This window comes from Cellulomonas sp. GbtcB1 (genome assembly GCF_019091725.1).
Lineage (GTDB): Bacteria > Actinomycetota > Actinomycetes > Actinomycetales > Cellulomonadaceae > Cellulomonas.
Window position 1 is genome coordinate 1 of sequence record NZ_JAGXJG010000067.1, and the last position, 21,391, is coordinate 21,391.

Below are 21,391 nucleotides of genomic sequence, written 5' to 3' on the forward strand. Positions count from 1 at the left end.
CGGCCGCCGCCGCCGCCTCGGCCTCCTTGCGCATCAGCGCGGCCGCCCGAACCGCCCCGCGACCGGGACGGCTGCGCGGGCGCCGCGACCGGCGCCGGCGCGACGTGCGCCGCCACCTCGCCGACGAGCGCCGCGATCACCGGCGAGCCCGGCGCGACGCGCTGCGGGGTGACGGTGATCTTCGCCTTGCGGGTCAGGTCGCGGACGTCGCCGGCCTGCTCGGGCAGCATCACGGTGACGACGTCGCCGCCGGAGCCCGCGCGGGCGGTGCGGCCGGAGCGGTGCAGGTACGCCTTGTGCTCGGCCGGCGGGTCGACGTGCACGACGAGCTCGACGTCGTCGACGTGGATGCCGCGCGCCGCGATGTCGGTCGCGACCAGGACCTTGACCTCGCCCGAGGTGAACGCCGCGAGGTTCCGCTCGCGGGCGCCCTGGCCGAGGTTGCCCTGCAGGTCCACGGCGGGGATGCCGTCCTGGGTGAGCTGCTTGGCGAGCTTCTTGGCCTGGTGCTTGGTGCGGGTGAACAGGACGCGGCGGCCGGTGCCGGAGGCGAGCTCGCGCACGACCTCCTTCTTGGCGTCCGCGTCGGCGACGGCGAGCACGTGGTGCGTCATGGTCGACACCGGCGCGACCTCGGGGTCGACCGAGTGCGTCGTCGGCCTGTCGAGGTACCGCTTCACCAGCGTGTCCACGCCGTTGTCGAGCGTCGCCGAGAACAGCAGGCGCTGACCGCCGCGCGGGGTCTTGTCGAGCAGCCGCTTCACGACCGGCAGGAACCCGAGGTCGGCCATGTGGTCCGCCTCGTCGAGCACGGTGATCTCCACCGCGTCGAGCGAGCACAAGCCCTGCTTGATGAGGTCCTCGAGCCGGCCGGGGCAGGCGACGAGGATGTCGATGCCGCCGTTCAGGGCGCTGACCTGGCGGCTCTGCGCGACGCCGCCGAACACTGTGGTCGACGACAGGCCCGCGGTGGCGGCGAGCGGCTCGATGGTCGCGTGGATCTGGGTGGCGAGCTCGCGGGTCGGCGCGAGGATCAGCGCGCGCGGGCGGGCCTTGGCGCGCTGGGCCTTCGAGTCGGCGAGGCGCGTGACCACCGGCAGCGAGAACGCGAGGGTCTTGCCCGAGCCGGTGCGGCCGCGGCCGAGCACGTCGCGCCCGGCGAGCGTGTCGGGCAGCGTGGCCGTCTGGATGGGGAACGGGTCGGTGATCCCGCGCTGCGCGAGGGACTGCGCGAGGGCGGCGGGCACACCGAGGTCGGTGAAGCGAGGCATGAAGGGGCGCCTTTCCGGCGGTGGTCGGGGTCCGCGGCCGCTGCGCGCGGGGCGGCGACCGGCGCCGGCGGCTCGGTCAGGCGAGCTTCTGCTGGCGGCGCAGGGCGCCCTGCGTGCGCAGGACGTAGGAGAACAGCTCGTCCGTCTCCCGGTCGGAGGTCTCCACGAACCGGCAGCCGTAGTGCGTCCCGGAGCGCGAGGGCTGGGCACGGACGACGACCGCCTGCAGCCAGAACGCGGCGGACAGCTCGGGGAAGACGAACCTCACCTCGCTGCCCACGGGCAGCTCGGTCTGGCTCATCATACGCATCCCGTGCGCGGAGACGTCGAGGACGGTGAAGACGAACGGAACCTCCTCGGCCTCGCCGTCGACCGCCTCCGCCTCCGCCGCGGGGGTGGCTCCGTTGTCGTGCTCGTGCTCGTCCGGCACCGCCGCGAGCCGCGCGAAGCCCTGCACCTCGACGTGCACCGCCACCCGCGCGACCGCGCGCTTCTGCAGCGTCGAGAGCAGCTCGACCCCGACGAACGCGACCGTGTCCGCGGTGATGCGCGCGACCTCGCCCTGGTACACGCACTCGCCGCGCGCGTCGTCGAGCACCCGGAGCAGGTAGACGTCGCCCTCGGCGACGCCCCGCACGATCCCCTCGAAGCCCGCCCAGAGCACGCCGTCCTCGAAGGTGCGGACGTAGCCGCTGAGGACGGCGTGGCCGTCGTGCTCGACCGAGCAGAGCGCGAGCTCGTGCATGCAGGCAGATCCGTCCGAGGGGGGTGAACAGGGCGTGGGTGGGGCGACGGTACCCCGGGCCCGGACGCCCGCACGTGATCCGAACGGGTGGGGATCCGTGTCGCGACAGCTTCTCACCCGCTGCCGGCGCGCCCGCCCGCCACGCTCGGGCAAATCCGACGTAACGCCACAACGCGGATCTTCTCGCCATTTCCGGCAGTGGCCCCTACCCTCGGCCCGAGACCGGTGCGGACCCGCGCCGGCCCGACCCTCCGAGCATTCGAGGCTGAGCTGCCCACCGCGACCCGGCGCTGGCCCCTGACCCGGTACTTCGCCGTCGTCAGCATCGTCGCCATGCTCGCGCTCGGCGCCGCGCTCGTGTGGGTCACCGGCAACGTCATGCGCGAGCAGGCCCAGCGTGACGGGATCGCCCTGGCCCGCAGCATCGAGTCGTACGCCTCGTCGTCCGTGCCCGAGGAGGCCTTCACCGTCGGCGTGCTCGCGCCCGAGCAGGCCGCCGCGGTGTCGGAGCAGGTCGCCGGTTTCCGCGAGCTCCGCCGGCTGCGACTGTGGACCGTGGACTCGACGCTGCTGTACGACTCGCAGGCCGACGCCACCGGGTTCCCCGACGGCGAGCGGCTCGACGCCGCGGTCCGGCAGCGCGAGCCCGACGCGCGGGTCGTCACCGAGGTCCGGGGCGAGGAGTTCGGCGGCTCGGAGTCGACGCTGCTCGACGTGTACGTCCCGGTGCGGCACGACGGGGTCGTGGTCGGCGCCGCCGAGGTGATGCTCGACTACCAGGGCACGACCGACGCGGTCACCAGCGCCACCCGCACGGTCACCCTCGTGGTCGTCGGGGGGCTGGCGCTGCTCTGGGTGCTGCTGTTCCGCACGGTGTGGAACGCGTCGCGCCGGCTGCAGTCCTCGGCCCTGGAGAACGCGCGGCTGGCGCTGATCGACTCGCTCACCGGGCTGCCGAACCGCCGGATGCTGGGCGACAAGCTCGAGCGGTCGATCGCCGAGGCCGAGGCCGCCGGGACGACGGTCGGGCTGGCGCTGCTCGACGTCGACCGGTTCAAGGACATCAACGACTCGCTCGGCCACGACCGCGGCGACGAGCTGCTCGAGCAGGTCGCCCAGCGGCTGCGCGGCGCGCTGCGCGAGCACGACATGGTGGCGCGGCTCGGCGGGGACGAGTTCGCCATCGTCCTCACCGACGTCCGGTCGGTCGCCGACGCGGACGCCGCCGCCCGCCGGGTGCGCCAGCTGTTCGTGCCGCCGTTCATGCTCGGCGACCTCGCCCTGCACGTCGACACCTCGATCGGCGTCGCCTGCCTGCCCGACCACGCCGACGACGCCTCGTCGCTCATGCGGATGGCCGACGTCGCGATGTACACCGCCAAGACGCACCGGCTCGGGGTGTCCGTGTACTCGCCCGAGGAGGACGACTCCTCCCCGGCACGCCTCGTCCTGCTCGGCGACCTGCACCGCGCGCTCGGCGTCGACGACGAGCTGGAGCTGCACTACCAGCCGAAGATCGACCTGCGCACCGGCCGCACCGTCGGGCTCGAGGCCCTGATGCGCTGGCGGCACCCCACCCGCGGGATGCTGCCGCCCGACCTGTTCGTGCCGCTCGCCGAGCAGTCCGGCCTCATCCACGACCTCACCCGGTACGCCCTGCGCGTCGCCGTCGCCCAGCTCGCCGCCTGGCGCACCCAGGGCGACCCCGTCCCGGTCGCGGTGAACCTGTCCGCGCACGACGTCACCTCGCACGCGGTCGTCGAGGTCATCGAGGACCTCCTCGCCCGGCACGACGTCCCGGCGGAGCTGCTCGAGGCCGAGATCACCGAGACCGCCCTGGTCAGCGACCCGTCCCGCGTCGTCCCCGTGCTGCAGCGGCTGGGCGACACCGGCGTCCGGGTCTCGATCGACGACTTCGGCATCGGCAACACCTCGATCTCCCAGCTGCGCGACCTGCCCGTCCACGGCCTGAAGATCGACCGGCTGTTCGTCGCCGACCTCACCGCCCGCGGCGGCGAGGGCTCCGAGGTCATCGTCAAGGCGATGGTCGACCTGGCGCACTCGTTCGGGCTCCAGGTGGTCGCCGAGGGCGTCGAGGACACCACCACCGCCGAGCTGCTGCGCCGGCTGACGGTCGACCAGGCCCAGGGCTACCTCTACTCCCCCGCGGTCGCGCCGGACCGGTTGCGGCCCGAGGACCTCCCGCGTGACCCCGCCTCGCGACACGCCGTCACGTGACTTCACTCCAGAAACGGGCAGAACGCCTCAAGGTGCGTCACCATTCGTCCGATAGGCCCTGGTAACACCCGTTCCGATCACCCGTGAGGATGACCACCCGGATGGACGAGCTGCTCCGCGAGATGATCACGCCCCCGCCGCCGCGGCGGGACCCGGCGCGGCGCCGCCGCCTGGTCGCGACCGTCGGGATCCTCGGCATGGCCGCGCTCGGCATGACCTCCCTGGTGACCTCCGCGATCTTCACGGACAACGACGACGCCGGGCGCTCCGGCATCATCACGGGCTCCGTCGACATCGAGGCCGGCGAGGACGCCGCGTTCGCGCTGCCGCCCGGCAACCTCGCCCCCGGCGACGAGGTCTACAGCCCGGTCACCGTCACCAACGCGGGCTCGCTCGCCCTGGTCTACGGCGTGCAGTACGCCGCCACCAGCGACGCCAAGAACCTCGCGGCGACGCTGTCGCTCGACGTCTTCGCCGTGCCCGCGGCGCAGTGCACCGAGGCCGGGCTCGCCGGTGCCGCGCCGATCGGCTCCTCGGGCGCCGGCCTCGCGACGACCGCGACCGAGATCGTCCCGGTCGACCGGTCGCTGTACTCCTCCGCGGCCGAGGACCTGTGCGTCCGCGTGTCGGTCCCGCAGGAGATCGGCAACGAGTACCAGGAGGCGTCGGCCGACCTGCAGCTGACGTTCGTCGCCGAGCAGGACCGCACCGACCCGCACCGCTGATCCCGCCGGAGGCGCTGAGACGCAGATGAGCAGGAGGCCGGCCCCCACGGTCGAGCGCCGGGCACCCCACCCGGAGCGGCCGCGGCACGCCACCCCCCAGTCGAGGGGCCGCCGCGCGGTGCGCACGGCCCTGTGGACCGTCATCGTCGTCTGCGGCCTCGCCTACGCCACCTCGCTCGCGGTCCCGCTGTGGTTCCAGGCCAACGGCCAGCGCCTGCTCATCGTCACGTCCGGCTCGATGTCCGGCCCCGAGCAGGGGTCGTTCGACGCCGGCGACGCCGTGGTCATGCGCCGGATCGACGACCCGTCGCAGCTGCGCGTCGGCCAGGTCGCGACGTTCTGGCCCGCCGGCGGCGACCAGCTCGTGACCCACCGGATCATCGCGCTGCGCAACCTGCCCGTCCTCCAGCAGGACGCCGCCAGCGGCCGCATGGTCCAGGCCTACGACCCCGAGACCGGCGACGCCCTGACCCGGCCGTACATCTACACCAAGGGCGACGCCAACACCGAGCCCGACCCGAACGCCACCCCGCTGAGCCAGGTCCGCGGCATCATCCTCGACGTCTACCCGCGCTGGGGCTGGGTGCTCGACTGGGCGGGCTCGGCGCAGGGGCGGGCCGTGATGCTGGTGCCGCCGCTCGCGGCGCTGGCCACGCTCGAGGTGCTGTCCCTGCTCGACGACCGGCGGGCGCGGCGCGCCGCCGGCGAACGCCGACCCTCCGCGCGCGAGCGGCACGACGATGCGCTCCTCCTCGGCTGACCGGCGCCCCGCGGCGGGGGCGCAGGAGGCGGCCCGTGGCGCGGCGAGTGCTGGCAGCGCGACGAGCGGGGCGGGCGCGGCAGGCGGGGCGGGCGCGGCCAGCGGGGCGACCGCGGCGCCGGACGCGGGCGAGGCGCCGCTGCTCGGCCGCTGGGGCCGGCTGGTCCTGGCGACGCTCCTGGTCGGCGCCGCCCTCATCGGCCCGGCCGCAGGGTTCGCGTCGGCGCAGTTCGGCTCGACCGCGACGGTGACCATCACGATCACGATCACCCCGACGGACGGCGCGACGCCGGCCCCGACGGACGCCCCGACCGCCGGGCTGGACGAGCCGACCCCGCTCCCCTGACGCGCCCGCGGCGTCGTACGACCGCGCCCGCGACCTCCGCCGCGCCTCCGCGCCGCCGCACCGCCGCCGCCGCCGAGTCTCCGGTCTGCGTCTGCACCGTTCAGGTGCGACGGAGGCGCGATCCGGAGACTCGGCGGCTCGGTCGGGACGTCAGTCGCCGCGGCAGGCCCGCGCGCTCCGGCGCAGCAGGGCCACCCCCGCACCGGCCAGCGCGGCGGCGATCAGGACCGCGCTCGCGACCGAGGCGCCCGTGCCCGCGAGCGCCACGGTCGGCGCACCCCGGGATCCCGATGCCACGACCCCCTCCGGCCCGCCGTCCGACGCCCGGACGCCGGCCGCCCCGCCCGCACCCGGATCCGGGAAGGGCGCCGGGTCGGGCACGGGCTCCGGGTCGGGCACGGGCGCCGGGTCGGGCACGGGCTCCGGGTCGAGTCCGGCCCCCAGCGGCACGACGAGCCGGTCGAGGTTCAGGTAGTTGCCGTCCCCTGCGGAGGCGTCGACCGCCAGCACGACGGTGTTGTGGCCGGCAGCGAGCGGCACCTCCACCGTCACCTCGCGCCAGTCGGCCCACGAGCTCGTCCCGGGGAACCGGACGGACGTCGCCGCCCCGTTCACGACGAGCGACCGTGTGGCCGCGCCCGCCCCCGCGGCATAGCGGAGCGCGAGCGGGTACTCCCGGGCCTCCGCCACGTGGACGTGGAAGGTGACCGCGCTGCCGTCGTCCACCCAGCCCGCGAGATAGCCCCGGCCGGTGTACCCGTCGGAGCTGCTCTCGGAACCCATCCCCGACCGCTCGGCGTTCTCGGCCTGGTACTCGCCGGTGCCCTCGACGACACCGGTGCTGCCGTCCGGCTCCGCGTGCTGGAGGACGGCGACCGTCGCCGCCGCCGCCAGGCTCTGGATCGCCGTCGTGCCGAGGTCCGGCGCCGGCGCCGTCCAGTCGTAGCCGCCGATCCCCTGCGCGTTGACCTGCCGCGCCGCCTGGGACGCGTTCGCGGTGAGCACTGCCTCGTACTGCACCTGACCCGCCTCGTCGACCAGTGCCCGCACGGCACGCGTCAGCACCGCCCTGAAGCCGCCGGCGTCGTCGACGCCCTCTCGGAGGAACGTGCCGGAGGAGGTCAGGTGCGCGACCGCCCAGTCCACGGCACCCGTCGCGTCGTCGAGGTACGCGGCGTCACCGGTGTCGCGGTACATCTCGAGCGCGGCGGCGGCGAAGGTCCCCTGGTTGTAGGTCCAGTCCCAGTCGACGTAGGTGCCGTCGCCCTCGACGTGGTCGCGCAGCTGCCCGTTGCGGTGGAACCCGTCGTCGAGCCAGTCGTACAGCCGGACCGCCGTGTCCCGGTAGGCGGGTTCGCCGGTGGCGGCGTACAGCCGCATAGCCGTCACCACCGCGGGCGCGTTCGTCGCGACGTTCTTCTGGTTCCGCGCGCCGTCGCCGACGTCCACGTTCTTCCACCAGATGCCGCCGCCGTACGTGTCGTCCTCGTGCGCGGAGACGAACGCGAACAGGTCCTCCGCGGCCGCGAGGTAGCGTTCGTCGCCGGTCAGCTCGTACGCGCGCGTGCTGCCCAGCGCCCACCAGCCGATGTCGTCGTTCCAGTCGTTGGCCAGCGGGTCGGGGTAGGCGGTGCGGAACCCGTCGTAGACGTCGTCGATCATCGCCCGCGCCTCCGGGTCGCCGGTGCGCTGGTAGCGGTCCATGACCATCTCCCAGAGCTGCGCCTCCCACCAGTAGTCGGTGTAGAGCCCGCCCTGCGGTCCGTGCGCGTGCTCGGCGTGCACCTGGTGGTCGCTGTAGGTGAAGAAGTACTCGGCGCCGGGGTCCCAGTAGGCGTCCACGAAGGCGTCGAACGCCTCGGTGGCCTGATCGGCGGTCAGGGCGACGGCCGGGGCGGCTGGGGCGAGTGCGAGCGGGGCGGCGACCGCGAGCGCGGCCGCGACCTGCAGGACGGGTCGACGGCGGATCTTCTGACGCATGGGCTCCTCCTCGAGCTCTACGTATATTGAATCCACCGTGGCAACTCATCGACGCCGAGTCAACCCTGCTGCTCCGAACTAGGCGCTGATGTGGTGCGAGGTCTCGCGTCGCAACGTCGCGCGCGGGCACCGTTGCGCCGCAACTGGTCCGTCACATATATTCAACATGCTCACTCCCGTCGCGACGGTGCGGCGGTTCGATGACGAAGACGGAGGAGCACGTGGCTCGATGGATCGAGGACCTCGTCCGCGAGGTCGGCACCGCCGTCCGGGAGCGCACCGACGCGACCACGGCACAGCGGTTCGAGGCCGCCTACGGCGACACGCTGCGCCGCACGGTGCAGCCCCAGCCCGACGGCACGGCGTTCGTGGTCACCGGGGACATCCCGGCGATGTGGCTGCGGGACTCGAGCGCCCAGCTCGCGCCTTACCTGCACGTCGCGGGCGACCACGCCGAGGTGGCCGACCTGCTGGTCGCGGTGAACCGGCGGCAGCTGGACCAGGTCGCCCGCGACCCGTACGCGAACGCGTTCAACGCCGGCCCGACCGGCGCCGGGCACGCGGGCGACCGCACGCAGCAGTCGCCGTGGGTGTGGGAGCGCAAGTACGAGATCGACTCGCTCTGCGCGCCGCTGCACCTCGCCGCGGACATCCGGCGGGTGACCGGCCGCACCGACCACCTCGACGAGCGGTACCGCGCCGCCGCGCGGGCGACCATCGCGCTGTGGCGCACCGAGCAGGACCACGAGGCCCGCTCGCCGTACCGGTTCGAGCGGGACGACTGCCCGCCGTCGGACACCCTGGTCCGCGACGGGCGCGGGACACCGACCGCGGTCACCGGGATGTCCTGGTCCGGGTTCCGTCCGAGCGACGACGCGTGCCGGTACGGGTACCTCGTCCCGGGGAACGCGTTCGCGTCCGTCGTGCTGGCGGACGTCGCCGACGCGGCCGACGACGTCCTCGGCGACCCCGACCTCGCCGCCGAGGCCCGCGCGCTGCGCGCCGAGCTGGAGCGCGGCATCGCCGAGCACGGCGTCGTCGAGGTCGCGGGACACGGCGCGATCTACGCGTACGAGGTCGACGGGCTCGGCGGCGCGCTGCTGATGGACGACGCCAACGTGCCCAGCCTGCTGTCGCTGCCCTACCTCGGGTGGTGCTCCCCGGAGGACCCGCTGTACCTGGCCACCCGGGAGTTCGTGCTCAGCCCGGACAACCCCACGTACCTCGTGGGGACCGCGGCGCGCGGGCTCGGCAGCCCGCACACCCCGCCCGACCACATCTGGCCGATCGCGCTGGCGCTCGAGGGCCTCACCAGCACCGACGACGCCGAGCGCGCGCGGCTGCTGAACACCCTGCTGGCCACCGACGCCGGCACCGGGTCGACGCACGAGTCGTTCCACAAGGACGACCCGACGCGGTTCACGCGCGAGTGGTTCTCCTGGGCCGACGCGATGTTCTGCGAGCTCGTGCTGCAGGTCGCCGGGCTGCGCGCCGCCGCCCGCCCCACGCCCGCGCCGCGAGCCGTCGCCGGGAGCGCGTCGTGACCGGGGCGGTGGCCGCCGCGCCCGCGCGGGCGCCGCGGCGAGCACCCGCGCAGCGGCCGGTCAGCGCCACGGCGCGGCAGATGCGCCGCGCCGGCTGGTGGTTCCTCGCCGTGCCGCTCGCGCTGTTCGTGGTGTTCATGCTGCTGCCGATGGGCATGGCCGCGGTCATCAGCCTCACCGACTACGCGATCATCGGCGACACCGCCTGGGTCGGCTGGGAGAACTACGCGCGCATCTGGGACGACGCCTTCTTCTGGACGGCGCTGCGGAACACCGCCCGGTACACGCTGATGTACGTGCCGCTCGGGCTCGTCGTCGCCCTGGGGACCGCGCTGCTGCTCAACCGCTCGTACCGGGCCGTCCGGCTGTTCCGGACCCTGTTCTACATCCCGGTGGTCTCGTCCACGGTCGCCACCGCGACCATCTGGTACTGGCTGCTCAACCCGCAGAAGGGTCTGCTCAACGTCGCGCTCGGCTGGTTCGGCATCGACGGCCCGCGCTGGCTCTACGACTCCCAGTGGGCGATGACCGCGATCGTCCTGATGAGCGTGTGGGCCGGGTTCGGCACGAACATGATCATCTTCCTGGGCGGCCTGCAGGGCGTGCCCGGCGACCTCTACGAGGCGGCCCGCCTGGACGGCGCGAACCTGTGGCAGCAGTTCCGGTACGTGACGCTGCCGTCGCTCACGCGCACCACGTTCCTCGTCTCGACTCTGCTGATCATCGGGGCGTTCCAGGTGTTCGACCAGGCGTACGTCCTCACCAAGGGCGGCCCCGGGAACTCGACGGTGACGATGGTCTACTACATCTACAACAAGGGCTTCGGCTCGCTGGAGATGGGCTACGCCTCGGCGCTGTCGTTCGTGCTATTCCTCATCATCCTGGTGTTCTCGCTGGTCAACGCGCGGCTGAATCGGCCGGGCGACAGCGGCCGCGTCCGCAGACGGCGTGTGCCCGCCGCGGCGCCGAGCACGGTGGCCGCCCGATGACCGCCGTCGCCGAGCGCCCGGCGCCCGCCGCCGCGCCGACCCCGCCGACCGCCCGCCCGCGGCCGCGCTCCCGCCGCCGACGGCTCGGGGCCGCGGTCTGGTACGTGGCCGTCACGGTCCTGGCGGTCGTCATGGTCGCGCCGCTCGTCTGGACCCTGGCGACGGCGTTCAAGCCGGCCACCGAGATCCTGTCCGGCGCGCTGTCGCTCATCCCCGACAACCCGACGCTCGACAACTTCGCGCGGGTGTTCCAGGACGTGCCGTTCGGCCGGTACTTCGTCAACTCCCTGGTCCTCGGGATCGGCGGGGCGGTGACGAACGTGTTCTTCGGCGGGCTCGGCGGCTACGCGCTCGCCAAGCTCCGGTTCCGGGGCCGCGCCGGTGTGTTCGCGCTGTTCCTGTCGTCACTGATGATCCCGGGCATCGTCACGATGATCCCGACGTTCCTGATCCTGCGGCACTTCCCGCTGGTCGGCGGGAACGACCTGCTCGGCCAGGGCGGGCTCGGCCTGCTCAACACCTACGCGGCGGTGATCGTGCCCGGCGCGGCCGGGGCGTTCGCGGTGTTCTTCATGAAGCAGTTCTTCGAGACGCTGCCGGACGAGCTCGGCGAGGCCGCGCGCATCGACGGCGCGAGCGAGTTCCGCATCTTCGTGCAGGTGTACTTCCCGCTGGCCCGCGCCGGCCTGGCCGTGCTGGGCATCCTGTCGTTCCAGGCGGGCTGGAACAACTTCCTCTGGCCGCTGATCGTGCTGAACGACCCGTCGATGATGACCGTCCAGGTCGGGCTGTCGTCGTTCGTCAACGACTACGAGACCGCGTTCGGCCCGCTGATGGCCGGGACGGTCGTCGCCAGCCTGCCCGTGCTGCTGGTCTTCCTGGTCGCGCAGCGCTGGATCATCGAGGGCGTCGCCCACGTCGGCAGCAAGTGACGCCCTCCCCCTCCCACCTCCCTGACCCCCGCACGCCCCGACCCATCCCTGAGGAGAGCTCGATGAGGAGATCTACCACCACCGGCGTCGCCCTGGCGCTCGCGTCCCTGCTCACCGTCACCGCCTGCAGCAGCGGCGGTGGCGACGGCGGCGGGACCGGCTCCGGCGGCGGGACCGGCTCCGGCGACGGCCCCGAGCCCGTCGTGTTCTGGGGTTCCTGGTCCGGCGACCAGGTCGCCCAGCTCGAGGAGCAGGCCGCCGCGTTCAACGCCTCGCAGGACGACTACGAGGTCGAGTACGTGTCCCAGGGCCTCGTCGAGGAGAAGCTGCTGACCGCCCTCGCCGGCGGCGCCGTGCCGGACGTCGTGCTCTGGGACCGCTACCAGACGTCGCTGTACGCCCCGAAGGGCGCCCTGGCGCCGATCGACGACATGGTCGCCGCGGACGACGTCGACCTGGAGGCGTTCTACGCACCCGCGCTCGGCGAGATGGAGGTCGAGGGCGCCCTGTACGGCCTGCCGCTGCTGGTCGACAACCGGTCGCTGCTGGTCAACCAGACGGCGCTCGACGAGGCCGGCGTCACCGCGCCGACCACCTGGGACGAGCTCAAGGCGGCAGCGGTGGCGCTGACCCAGCGGGACGGCGGCACGCTCGAGCGCGCGGGCTTCGACCTGAGCGACCCCGGCCTGTTCAACATGTTCCTCACCCAGGCCGGCGGCTCGTTGCTGAACGACGACGAGACCGAGACGGCCTTCAACAGCCCCGAGGGGCTGGAGGTGCTCGCCCTGTGGCAGGACCTGATGGACGAGGGCGTGTACGAGCTCGGGTTCGGCGACGGCACCGACCCGTTCGCCGAGAGCACCGTCGCGATGAAGCTCGACGGGCCGTGGGCGCTCGCCACGCTGGACCAGGTCGACGGGCTCGAGTACTCCGTGGTGCAGCCGCCCAGCGGGCCGGCCGGCCCGGGCGCCTACATGGGCGGCTTCGGCCTCGTCATCCCGGAGGGCGCGAAGAACCCCGAGGGCGCCTGGGAGTTCATGCGCTGGTGGACGACCCAGCCGGAGAACGGCGTCGCGTTCGGCGAGATCTCGGGCTGGATCCCGGCGAACGTCGAGGCGGCGAACGACCCGTTCTTCACCGAGGACCCCCGGTACGCGGCGTTCATCGAGACCATGGACTACGCCCAGGTCCGGCCGAGCGTCGAGGGCTTCTCGGACGTCGAGGGCAAGGCGCTGGTGCCCGCCCTCGAGCAGTTCATGGCCGGCGAGCTCTCGGCCGAGCAGGCGCTCCGCCAGGCCCAGGAGCAGGGCGACGCCCTGCTCGCCGCCGCGCGCTGACGCGGCACCCCCGGCCCGCGTCGCCCCTCGCGGCGGCGCGGGCCGGGCCCGACCACCCCTCGACACCCGGACGGACACCCCGCATGACGACGACCGACCACCCCGGCCAGAGCCGGTCCGCCGACCTCGCCGACCTCGCCCAGCGGAGCCTGGACGACCTGTTCGGCGCGCCCTGGCCGCAGCACCTCCACAACAGCCACCCCGCCGGCACCGGCACCCCGGACACCTTCAACTACTGGTGGCTCGCACACGTGGTGGACGCCCGCGTCGACGCCTGGGCCCGCACCGGCGACCCCGCGTGGCTCGACCGCGCAGCCGAGACCGCGCGCAACGTCGTCGAGCGGAACGGCGGGTCGCTGTTCAACGACTACTTCGACGACATGCTGTGGTTCGGCCTCGCCCTGCTCCGGCTGCACGAGGCCGGCGGCGACCCGCGGTACCGCGACGACGCCCTGGCCATCTGGGACCACGTGGTCGAGCACGGCTGGAACGACCACCAGGGCACCAGCCTGGCGTGGCGCAAGCAGCAGCTCGCCTACAAGAACACCCCGGCCAACGGCCCGCTGGTGATCCTCGCGCTGCGGCTGGAGGGGGCGCTGCCGCCGGGCACCCGCGACTTCCGGGAGCACGCCGGTACGGCGCTCGCCTGGCTGGAGCGCACGCTGGTCGGCCCCGACGGGTTCGTCGAGGACGGCATCAACCGCGAGGGCGACGGCCGGGTGGACGTGCAGTGGCGGTTCACCTACAACCAGGGCCTCTACGTCGGCGCCCTGGTCGAGTGGTGGCGGGCCACCGGCGACGCGACCGCGCTCGACCGCGCGACCCGCACCGCGCGGACCGCGGTCGCCGAGCTGAGCGACGGCGCCGTGTTCCGCGACGAGGGCGACGGCGGCGACGAGGGGCTGTTCAAGGGCGTGTACTACCGCTACCTCGGCACGCTGCTGCCGCACCTGCCGGCCGGGTCCCCGGACCGGGTCGCCCTCGAAGGGTTCGTCCGCGCCGGCACCGACGCCCTGGTCGAGCACGGCGTGCACGACGGCGTCCTGCGGCCGGGCAACGACTGGAGCCGCCCGACCGACGAGCCGATCCCGTACTCGACCGCGCTCAGCGCGATCATGGCGCTCGAGCAGCGCTGGCGAGTCGAAGCCGGCTACCCGGATCCCGCGGGTGCGCCCGCGGACCGGGTCGCCGCGGCCGGCTGACGCCGCGCCGCTCCACGCCACGCCCCCGTCGGTCCGCTCAGCGGGTCGGCGGGGGCGCCGTCGACTCCCCCGGCACCAGCTCCGTCGGCAGCATCACCTTGTCGACCGTGCGGGGGTCCGCACGCTGCCGTCGGACGCCCTCGATCGCGCGCTCGCCGAGCGCCCGCTGCTGCTGGCGCACGTGGGTGAACCGGAACAGGCCGTCGTCGAACGCCGCGTCGGGATGGTCGAAGCACACCACCGAGACGTCGTCCGGCACGCCCAGCCCCAGCCGCCGGCACGCCTCGCGCAGCAGGAGCGCGATGTTGTACTCGGCCGCCAGGTAGCCGGTCACGTGCGGGTGCGCGCGGACGAACTCCACCAGGCGGTCCACGTCCTCGTCCTTGGTGACCGTGCTGCCGGGCACGGTGGACCCGATCTCCCGCAGCTCCGCCGTGCCGTCGAGCGTCCGGTGGAACGCGGCGTGGGCGTGCACCCAGCCGTTGCGCCGCTCCTCGCTCGTCGACACGTGGCTGGCGGCGCTCACGAACCCGACGCTGGTGTGGCCGAGCTCGAAGAGGTGCGCCGTCGCCGCGATCGCGCCCGCGAGGTTGTCCGAGCGCACCGCCGACACCGGGATGCCGTCGTACACGCGGTCCAGGATCACCAGCGGGAACCGGCGCGTCACCAGCTCGAGCGCCGCCGGCGGGATGTACTCCGACGACGACGGCTGCAGCACGAGTCCCGAGACCCCCGCGTCCAGGAGCGACCGGATGCTCGCGTCCTCCACGTCGACGTCGCCCGACGACCGCATGAGCACGAGGTGGTCGTCGGTGCCCGCGCCGGCCAGCAGCCCCTCCAGCACGCGGCTGCCGAACGTGTCGTCGAAGTTCGTCACCACGCACCCGATCAGCGGGCGGGCCGGCACCGCGCCCGCGGCCTGCGGGGTCGTCGGCTGCGCGCTGGTGACGAAGGTGCCGAGCCGCGGCCGCCGGACGATCAGGCCGTCGGCCCGCAGCAGGTCGAGCGCGCGCTTCACCGTGATGGCGCTGACCACGTACTCCTGGGACAGCTCGGCCTCGGACGGCAGCCGGTCGCCCACCGCGTACGTGCCGTCCCCGATGCGATCGCGCAGCGCGTCGTAGACCTGCCGGTAGAGCACCACGCGTGACCTCCGTCGATGTCGTTCAAGCATATTCAATGTATCCGCCTACGACGCCGCTCGGGGTGCAACGCGCCGTCGCCCCTGCCCCACCGCGCTGCCCCGCGCTGCCCCGCCACCCTCGCCGCCGCCGAGATCGCAGCAGATGCGGGGTTCACCGCCCCGGAACCCCGCATCTGCTGCAACCTCGGCGCGGCCTGGGCGTGGCGCGGCAGACTGGCGCGCAGCGGGGACGCGACGGAGCGGCCCCGCCCGACGGACGGGGTGGGCATGCTGCTCGAGGACAGGATCGCGGTCGTCTACGGGGCGGCCGGCGCGGTCGGCGGCGCGACCGCCCGGACGTTCGCGCGGGAGGGCGCGCACGTGGTGCTCGTGGGCCGCCGGCGCGACCCGCTGGACGCGGTCGCCGACGACGTCCGGCGCGCCGGCGGGCACGTCGAGGTCGCCGTCGTGGACGCGGCGGACCCCGAGGCCGTGGACGCGCACGTCGGCGCCGTGGTCGCCGAGCACGGCAGGCTGGACGTCAGCCTGAACGCGACCAGCCTGCGCGGCGACCTCCAGGGGACGCCGCTGCGCGAGATGCCGGTCGACGACTTCCTGCTGCCCGCGATGACGGGCCTGCGCTCGCAGTTCTGCACCGCCACCGCAGCGGCGCGCCGGATGACGGAGGCGGGCTCGGGGGCGATCCTCACGCTGTCCACCTCGGCGGCGGCGCTGGCGGGCCGGGACCGGCGGTTCCACGCGACCGGCGGGTTCGGCGTGGCGTGCGCGGCGGTCGAGGAGCTGACCCGCTCGCTGGCGGGCGAGGTCGGGCGGCACGGGGTGCGGGTGGTCTGCCTGCGGCCCGACGCCCTGCCGGAGACGTGGGGCGAGCGGACCCCGGCGGCGCGGGAGGCGGAGCGGTTCATGACCGACGGCACGGCCCTCGGCCGGATGCCGACGCTGCAGCAGGTAGCGGACGCGGCGGCGTTCGCGGCGTCGGACCGGGCCGGCGCCGTCACCGGCGCGATCCTCGACCTGACGTGCGGCTCGGTCATGCAGCGCTGAGGGCGTGACGAGCGCGTGAGGTCGGCACGAGCTCGTGAGGTCGGCACACGTGAGTGACGACCTCACCAGGACGTGACGACCTCACGAGGATGTGACGACGTCGATGTGACCGGTCGAGGCGCCCGGGCGCGGGGCCGCACGCGCACCGGTCGGGCGCCGGGGCGCGTAGCGTCGGGGGCACCATGGGTCGGGAGCCGTTCGCGGACCGGGCGCAGGCGGGCGCCGCGCTCGCGGGGCGGCTCGCGGCCTCTGCCAGGGCCTCTGCTCCCGCCAGGCCCACTCCTGAACCGTCCGCGCCCGCCCGGCCGGGCGTCGTCGTGCTCGCGCTCCCCCGTGGCGGCGTGCCCGTGGCCGTCCCGGTCGCCGAGGCGCTCCGGGCGCCGCTCGACGTGCTGGTGGTGCGCAAGCTCGGCCTGCCGCGGCAGCCGGAGCTCGCGATGGGCGCGCTCGCCGGGCTGGGCGGCGAGGTGGTGGAGGTGCGGCACGAGCCGGTGCTGCGCGCGGCCCGGGTGCCGGCTGCGGTGCTCGACGCGGTGCGCGCGGCGGAGCTCGTCGAGCTGCGGCGGCGCGAGGCGGCCTTCCGGCGCGACCTGCCCGCGCTGCCCGTGGCGGGGCGGGCGGTGGTCGTGGTCGACGACGGGGCGGCGACCGGGTCGACGGTCCGCGCGGCGGTGGCGGCGCTGCGCCGGGGCGGCGCGGCGCGGGTCGTCGTGGCGCTGCCGGTGTGCCCGCCCGACACGGCCGCCGTGCTGGCCGACGAGGCCGACGAGCTGGTGTGCCTCCGGTCGCCGGCGCGGTTCCAGGCGGTGGGGCTGGAGTACGCGGACTTCGCGCCGCCGCGCGACGACGAGGTGGCGGCCCTGCTGCGGGCGGCCCGCGCCGCCCGGCCGGCCTAGGCGCGGGTCAGCTGAAGCCGATCGCCCGCTGCGCGACCCGGTACGCGAGCACCGACACCCGGCGCCCCGCGGGCCCGGGCAGGTTCGAGATCTGCCCGAGCACCGACCAGCGCACCTTGCGGTACAGCCACGGGTCCTGCGCCCGGAGCTCGGACCACAGCCGGTCCTTCTCCGCCAGGTGCCCGCGCGTGCCCGCCCGGATGAGCAGGATCGACGACACGGCGCAGATGATCTCGACGTAGTGCAGCCGGTACGCCCGCAGCCGCCGGTCGGCCACCCGCACCCGCGACAGGTGCTCGAGCATGAGCCGGTTGACCCGCAGCTGCTGGTCGATGCGCCGGATCATCACGGCCTCCTGCACCGACTGGTCCGAGCGCCCGATGAAGTACCGGTACAGGTCGACGTCCAGGTAGTACAGCGTCGACACGTGCGCGAGCGGCACCAGCGCGTACAGGTTGTCGACGTAGAACGTGTGCTCCGGCAGCACCAGGCCCGCCTCGCGCAGCACGGCGGTCCGGTAGGTCAGCGCGTGCATCATCAGGTACTGGCGCTTGGCGAACCGCCGGGTCTGCCCCCAGTGCAGCACCCGCCCGGCGGGCAGCGCGCCCTGGTACCGCACGACGGTCTTGGTGCGCTTGCCGACCTTCTCGTACACGAAGTTCGACACCAGCAGGTCGACCGGCCGGTCGGCGTCGAGGAACCCGCGCAGGGTGGCCAGCACCGACGCGAGCGCCGGACCGTCCACCCAGTCGTCCGCGTCCACGACCTTGAGGTACGCGCCGCGCGCCTCGGCCAGCCCCGCGTTGATCGCCGACCCGTGGCCGCCGTTCGGCTTCGAGATCAGCCGCACGGTGCCGGGGTGCGCGGCTTCGTACCGCCGGGCGAGCGCCGCGGTCCCGTCCGTCGAGCCGTCGTCGACGACCAGCACCTCGACGCCGTCCGGCCCCACCAGGGAGTCGAGGGCGCGCGCGAGGTACGGCTCCGCGTTGTACGCGGGGACGACGACGGTCAGGACGGGGGTGCTCACGCCGAGCGCACCTCCGTGGCGTCCGCGGCTGCGGCCGGCGCCGCGTCCTCGGGGACCTGCTTGAAGATGACCTTGAAGATCGGGAAGAACACCCAGAACGAGATCGCCGCGTTGATGATCATCGTGACGAAGTCGGCCAGCGTCTCGCCGGTGCCGCCGAGGCCCCAGGTGTCGATGAACAGGTCGTAGATCGGCGCCTTGTACAGGCCCTGCAGCGCGGCCGCGGCGATCGTGATGATCACGTAGGCGATGGCGTACCAGGTCGCGGCCTTGGCGACCGACGAGTTCGACTTGAACGTGATGTTGCGCTGGGCGAAGAAGTTGATGACCTGGGCGATCAGCAGGGTGATCTGCACGGCCAGGAAGTATGCCAGGCCGCCACCGCCGCCCGGGAGGGCACCCTCGGCGTAGTCGAAGACGAAGTACTGCGAGCCGTCCGGGTTGGAGCCGATCGGCCAGACCTGGAACGAGGTGTCGACCAGCGACGTCATGCCGAACAGCCACTTGATGAGCGGCATGAGCGCGAGCTGCAGCACGGTGATGCCGTTGCTCAGCACGAAGAAGACGACGAACTGGGCGACGCCCGGCCGCTTGGTGGCGAACCGGCCCCAGGCGTCCTTGAGACGGGTGAACATACGAGCGGGTCTCTCTTCCAGGAGGTCAGGCGTCGCCGCGCAGCTGGCGCGCGGTCTCGCGGTTGGCGCGGCGGTTGCGGAGGAACCCGCGGATCGTGGCGCCGGCGCCGGCGAAGAAGTGGCCGTTGACGATGCGGACGATGCCGTCCACCATCTCGGCGCTGACCATGCCGTTGGTCATCTTCCCGATGGCCCGGAACGGCATGTTGAGCAGGAACAGGATGTTGAGGTCGGGCTTGCCCTTGCGGTCGGCGCGGTCGCGCAGCAGCGCGAGCACGCGGTACGCCAGGCGCGCGAGCGGGCTGCGCGCGGTCTGCATCCGGCCGAGCGCGTCGTTCACGCCGAGCGGCCCGGACCAGGAGGCCGGCGGGACCGGCCGGCCGAGCAGCGCCGCGAAGTCGGCGTCGGGCACGTGCCGGACGTCGCCGGTGCGGTACCGGACCGGGACCGGGTCCTCCGCCACCGGCGGGACGGTCCCCGCCACCTCGACGGTGGCCTTCTCGGTCAGGTCCGCGACGTTCGCACCGGCGAGCACGGTCCAGGTGCCGCGCTCGACCTGCCACGCCCCGGTGCCCACGTCGAAGTGCCGGAACGCCGCGTCGCCCAGGGGGACGGTCACGGTGCTCGACTCCCCCGGGGCGAGCTCGACCCGGGCGAACCCGGCGAGCGTGCGGTCCGGCCGGTGCACGCCCGGCGTCTCGCGCCGCACGTAGACCTGCACCACGTCCGAGCCCGCGACGGCGCCCGTGTTGGTCACGGTCACCGTGGCCGCGTCGGCCGTCGCGGTCAGACCGGAGTACGCGAACGAGGTGTACGACAGCCCGAAGCCGAACGGGAACGTCACCGGGACGCCCGCGGTCGTGTAGTACCGGTAGCCGACGAACAGGCCCTCTCGGTACTCGGCGGTCCGCTGCTGCCCGGGGAACGTGTCCGCGGTCGGGGTGTCGGACAGCCGCACCGGCACGGTCTCGGCGAGCCGCCCGGCCGGGTTCGCGGCACCGGTCAGCACGTCGAGCAGCGCGCCCGCGCCGGCCTGGCCGGACAGGTAGCCGTGCACCAGCGCCTGCGCGGAGCCGAGCCACGGCATCTCGACGACGCCACCGGCGGCCAGCACCACGACGGTGCGCGGGTTCGCGGCGTGCACGGCCTCGAGCAGCTCGGTCTGCGCCGCGTGCAGCGTGAGGGTCGACCGGTCCAGGCCCTCGGACTCGGCGATCTCGTCCAGGCCGAGGAACAGCAGGGCGACGTCGGCGCCGCGGGCCGCCTCGACGGCCTCGGCGCGCAGCGCGGCGTCGGGGGTGCCGTTGCGCCGGAAGCCGGGCGCGAACGACGTCATCTCCAGCCCGGAGTCGCCGATCACGTCGAGGACCGAGTCCAGGCGGGTCGGGTTCACGGCCGAGGAGCCGGCGCCCTGGTAGCGCGGGGTGCGCGCGAAGTCGCCGATCACCGCGACCCGGGTCCCGGCCGCGAGCGGCAGGATCGCGTCCTCGTTCTTGAGCAGCACCGCGGAGCGGGCCGCGACCCGGCGGGCCAGCGCGTGGTGCGCGGCGTCGTCGACGGCCGGGGCCGTGCCGGGCTCGCGGGCGTCGGCCACCAGCCGCAGCACCTCGGCGGCGCGCGCGTCGAGGTCGGCCTCGGCCAGCCGGCCGTCTCGCACCGCGGCGACGAGCTGCCGCGCCGAGTCCAGCCCGGCCGCCGGCATCTCGAGCGTCCCGCCCGCGGCCGCCGCGGCGACGACGTCGTTCGAGCCGCCCCAGTCGGAGATGACCGCGCCGTCGAAGCCCCACTCGTCGCGCAGCACGGTGCCGAGCAGGAACGGGTCCTCGTGGGCGTAGGTGCCGTTCACCAGGTTGTAGGACGACATGATCGTCCGCGGCCGCGCGGTCTCGACGACGATGCCGAAGGCGGTCAGGTAGATCTCCCGCAGCGTCCGCTCGTCGACCACGGAGTCCGACGCCATCCGGCGCAGCTCCTGGGAGTTCGCGGCGTAGTGCTTGGGGCAGGCGGCGACGCCGGCGGACTGGATGCCGCGCACGTACCCGGCGGCCATCCGCCCGGCCAGCAGCGGGTCCTCGGAGAAGTACTCGAAGTTGCGCCCGCCCAGCGGGGACCTTTTGATGTTCAGGCCCGGGCCGAGCAGCACGTCGACGTCCTGGGCGGCGGCCTCGGCGCCGAGCGCCCGGCCGACCTCCTCGGCCAGCTCGGGGTCCCAGGTGTTCGCCACGGCCGCGGCCGTCGGGAAGCAGGTCGCCGGCTGCGACTCGGCGATGCCGAGGTGGTCCGCGGCGCCGGTCTGCTTGCGCACGCCGTGCGGGCCGTCCGCCAGCCAGATCGAACGCACCGAGTGCCGCGGCAGGTCGTGGGTCTCCCAGACCGTCTTGCCGGTGAGCAGGGCGGCCTTCTCCAGCAGGGTCAGGTTCTCGATCATGACGTCCTCGGCGGTGGTGCGGCGTGGCGGTGGTTCGGGGGTCCGGGGTCGCGGCCCCGGTCGCCGGGGCGGGAGGGGGGGGGAATGGCCGCCCCGGGGGGGGGGGCCGGGGGGGGGTGGCCCCCGGGAACCCGGCGGGTCTGGGCCC

Annotated in this window: 18 protein-coding genes; 11 read left to right on the forward strand and 7 right to left on the reverse strand. The window is 74.1% G+C overall.

The genetic code is table 11. From position 1 onward, the window contains the following. Positions 1-1,271, reverse strand: a 1,271-nt coding sequence (locus KVT14_RS17895) for a DEAD/DEAH box helicase (RefSeq protein ID WP_217616903.1), incomplete at its 3' end; no start/stop codon positions are given. A gap of 76 nt (positions 1,272-1,347) precedes the next feature. After that, positions 1,348-2,016 carry a PilZ domain-containing protein gene (locus KVT14_RS17900; protein ID WP_217616904.1) on the reverse strand — a complete coding sequence of 223 codons (669 nt, stop codon included), beginning with the start codon at positions 2,014-2,016 and terminating at the stop codon, positions 1,348-1,350. 225 nt (positions 2,017-2,241) lie between these two features. Between KVT14_RS17900 and KVT14_RS17905 the strand changes: the two genes are divergently transcribed. From KVT14_RS17905 to KVT14_RS17920, 4 genes are all read left to right on the forward strand, one after another. Next, complete coding sequence (locus KVT14_RS17905; protein WP_308161146.1) at positions 2,242-4,254, forward strand: EAL domain-containing protein; 2,013 nt, start codon at positions 2,242-2,244, stop codon at positions 4,252-4,254. An 83-nt stretch (positions 4,255-4,337) separates the two neighbouring features. After that, complete coding sequence (locus KVT14_RS17910; RefSeq protein ID WP_217616905.1) at positions 4,338-4,979, forward strand: hypothetical protein; 642 nt, start codon at positions 4,338-4,340, stop codon at positions 4,977-4,979. Between the two features lie 118 nt (positions 4,980-5,097). Then, complete coding sequence (locus KVT14_RS17915; RefSeq protein WP_217616906.1) at positions 5,098-5,739, forward strand: signal peptidase I; 642 nt, start codon at positions 5,098-5,100, stop codon at positions 5,737-5,739. Beyond that, positions 5,720-6,085, forward strand: coding sequence for a hypothetical protein (locus KVT14_RS17920; RefSeq protein ID WP_217616907.1), 366 nt, complete (start codon positions 5,720-5,722; stop codon positions 6,083-6,085). Before KVT14_RS17915 ends, KVT14_RS17920 begins: the two co-directional genes overlap by 20 nt. Before the next feature lie 150 nt (positions 6,086-6,235). On the opposite strand, the gene KVT14_RS17925 is transcribed toward KVT14_RS17920, so the two are convergent. Next, a complete protein-coding gene (locus KVT14_RS17925) occupies positions 6,236-8,065 on the reverse strand; it encodes a glycoside hydrolase family 76 protein (protein WP_217616908.1) in 1,830 nt (609 codons plus the stop codon). A 200-nt stretch (positions 8,066-8,265) separates the two neighbouring features. On the opposite strand from KVT14_RS17925, the gene KVT14_RS17930 reads away from it, so the two are divergent. The 5 genes from KVT14_RS17930 (at position 8,266) to KVT14_RS17950 (ending at position 14,069) form a co-directional block, all read left to right on the forward strand. Further along, positions 8,266-9,609 carry a glycoside hydrolase family 125 protein gene (locus KVT14_RS17930; protein ID WP_217616909.1) on the forward strand — a complete coding sequence of 448 codons (1,344 nt, stop codon included), beginning with the start codon at positions 8,266-8,268 and terminating at the stop codon, positions 9,607-9,609. Beyond that, positions 9,606-10,598 carry a sugar ABC transporter permease gene (locus KVT14_RS17935; RefSeq protein WP_308161147.1) on the forward strand — a complete coding sequence of 331 codons (993 nt, stop codon included), beginning with the start codon at positions 9,606-9,608 and terminating at the stop codon, positions 10,596-10,598. Before KVT14_RS17930 ends, KVT14_RS17935 begins: the two co-directional genes overlap by 4 nt. Then, positions 10,595-11,530, forward strand: a complete 936-nt coding sequence (locus KVT14_RS17940) for a carbohydrate ABC transporter permease (RefSeq protein ID WP_217616910.1) — start codon at positions 10,595-10,597, stop codon at positions 11,528-11,530. Before KVT14_RS17935 ends, KVT14_RS17940 begins: the two co-directional genes overlap by 4 nt. Positions 11,531-11,592: 62 nt before the next feature. After that, complete coding sequence (locus KVT14_RS17945) at positions 11,593-12,867, forward strand: ABC transporter substrate-binding protein (RefSeq protein WP_217616911.1); 1,275 nt, start codon at positions 11,593-11,595, stop codon at positions 12,865-12,867. A gap of 83 nt (positions 12,868-12,950) precedes the next feature. Next, positions 12,951-14,069: a glycoside hydrolase family 76 protein gene (locus KVT14_RS17950; RefSeq protein WP_217616912.1), complete on the forward strand. Its 1,119-nt coding sequence runs from the start codon at positions 12,951-12,953 to the stop codon at positions 14,067-14,069. A 37-nt stretch (positions 14,070-14,106) separates the two neighbouring features. Here KVT14_RS17950 and KVT14_RS17955 read toward each other — a convergent pair whose 3' ends face one another. Then, entirely contained in the window at positions 14,107-15,213 is a 1,107-nt protein-coding gene (locus tag KVT14_RS17955) for a GntR family transcriptional regulator (protein WP_217616913.1), read from the reverse strand. 267 nt (positions 15,214-15,480) lie between these two features. On the opposite strand from KVT14_RS17955, the gene KVT14_RS17960 reads away from it, so the two are divergent. Both KVT14_RS17960 and KVT14_RS17965 read left to right on the forward strand, forming a co-directional pair. Then, positions 15,481-16,257, forward strand: a complete 777-nt coding sequence (locus KVT14_RS17960) for an SDR family NAD(P)-dependent oxidoreductase (protein WP_217616914.1) — start codon at positions 15,481-15,483, stop codon at positions 16,255-16,257. A gap of 182 nt (positions 16,258-16,439) precedes the next feature. Next, positions 16,440-17,153: a phosphoribosyltransferase gene (locus tag KVT14_RS17965; RefSeq protein ID WP_217616915.1), complete on the forward strand. Its 714-nt coding sequence runs from the start codon at positions 16,440-16,442 to the stop codon at positions 17,151-17,153. A 7-nt stretch (positions 17,154-17,160) separates the two neighbouring features. Here the strand turns inward: KVT14_RS17965 and KVT14_RS17970 are convergent, their stop codons facing one another. The 3 genes from KVT14_RS17970 to KVT14_RS17980 are packed head-to-tail and all read right to left on the reverse strand — an operon-like array spanning position 17,161 to position 21,243. Then, positions 17,161-18,180 carry a glycosyltransferase family 2 protein gene (locus KVT14_RS17970; protein ID WP_217616916.1) on the reverse strand — a complete coding sequence of 340 codons (1,020 nt, stop codon included), beginning with the start codon at positions 18,178-18,180 and terminating at the stop codon, positions 17,161-17,163. Beyond that, positions 18,177-18,815 carry a hypothetical protein gene (locus tag KVT14_RS17975; protein WP_217616917.1) on the reverse strand — a complete coding sequence of 213 codons (639 nt, stop codon included), beginning with the start codon at positions 18,813-18,815 and terminating at the stop codon, positions 18,177-18,179. Before KVT14_RS17975 ends, KVT14_RS17970 begins: the two co-directional genes overlap by 4 nt. A gap of 25 nt (positions 18,816-18,840) precedes the next feature. Then, on the reverse strand, positions 18,841-21,243 hold the full coding sequence (locus tag KVT14_RS17980; RefSeq protein ID WP_217616918.1) for a glycoside hydrolase family 3 C-terminal domain-containing protein: 2,403 nt from the start codon (positions 21,241-21,243) through the stop codon (positions 18,841-18,843). Positions 21,244-21,391 lie beyond the last annotated feature (148 nt).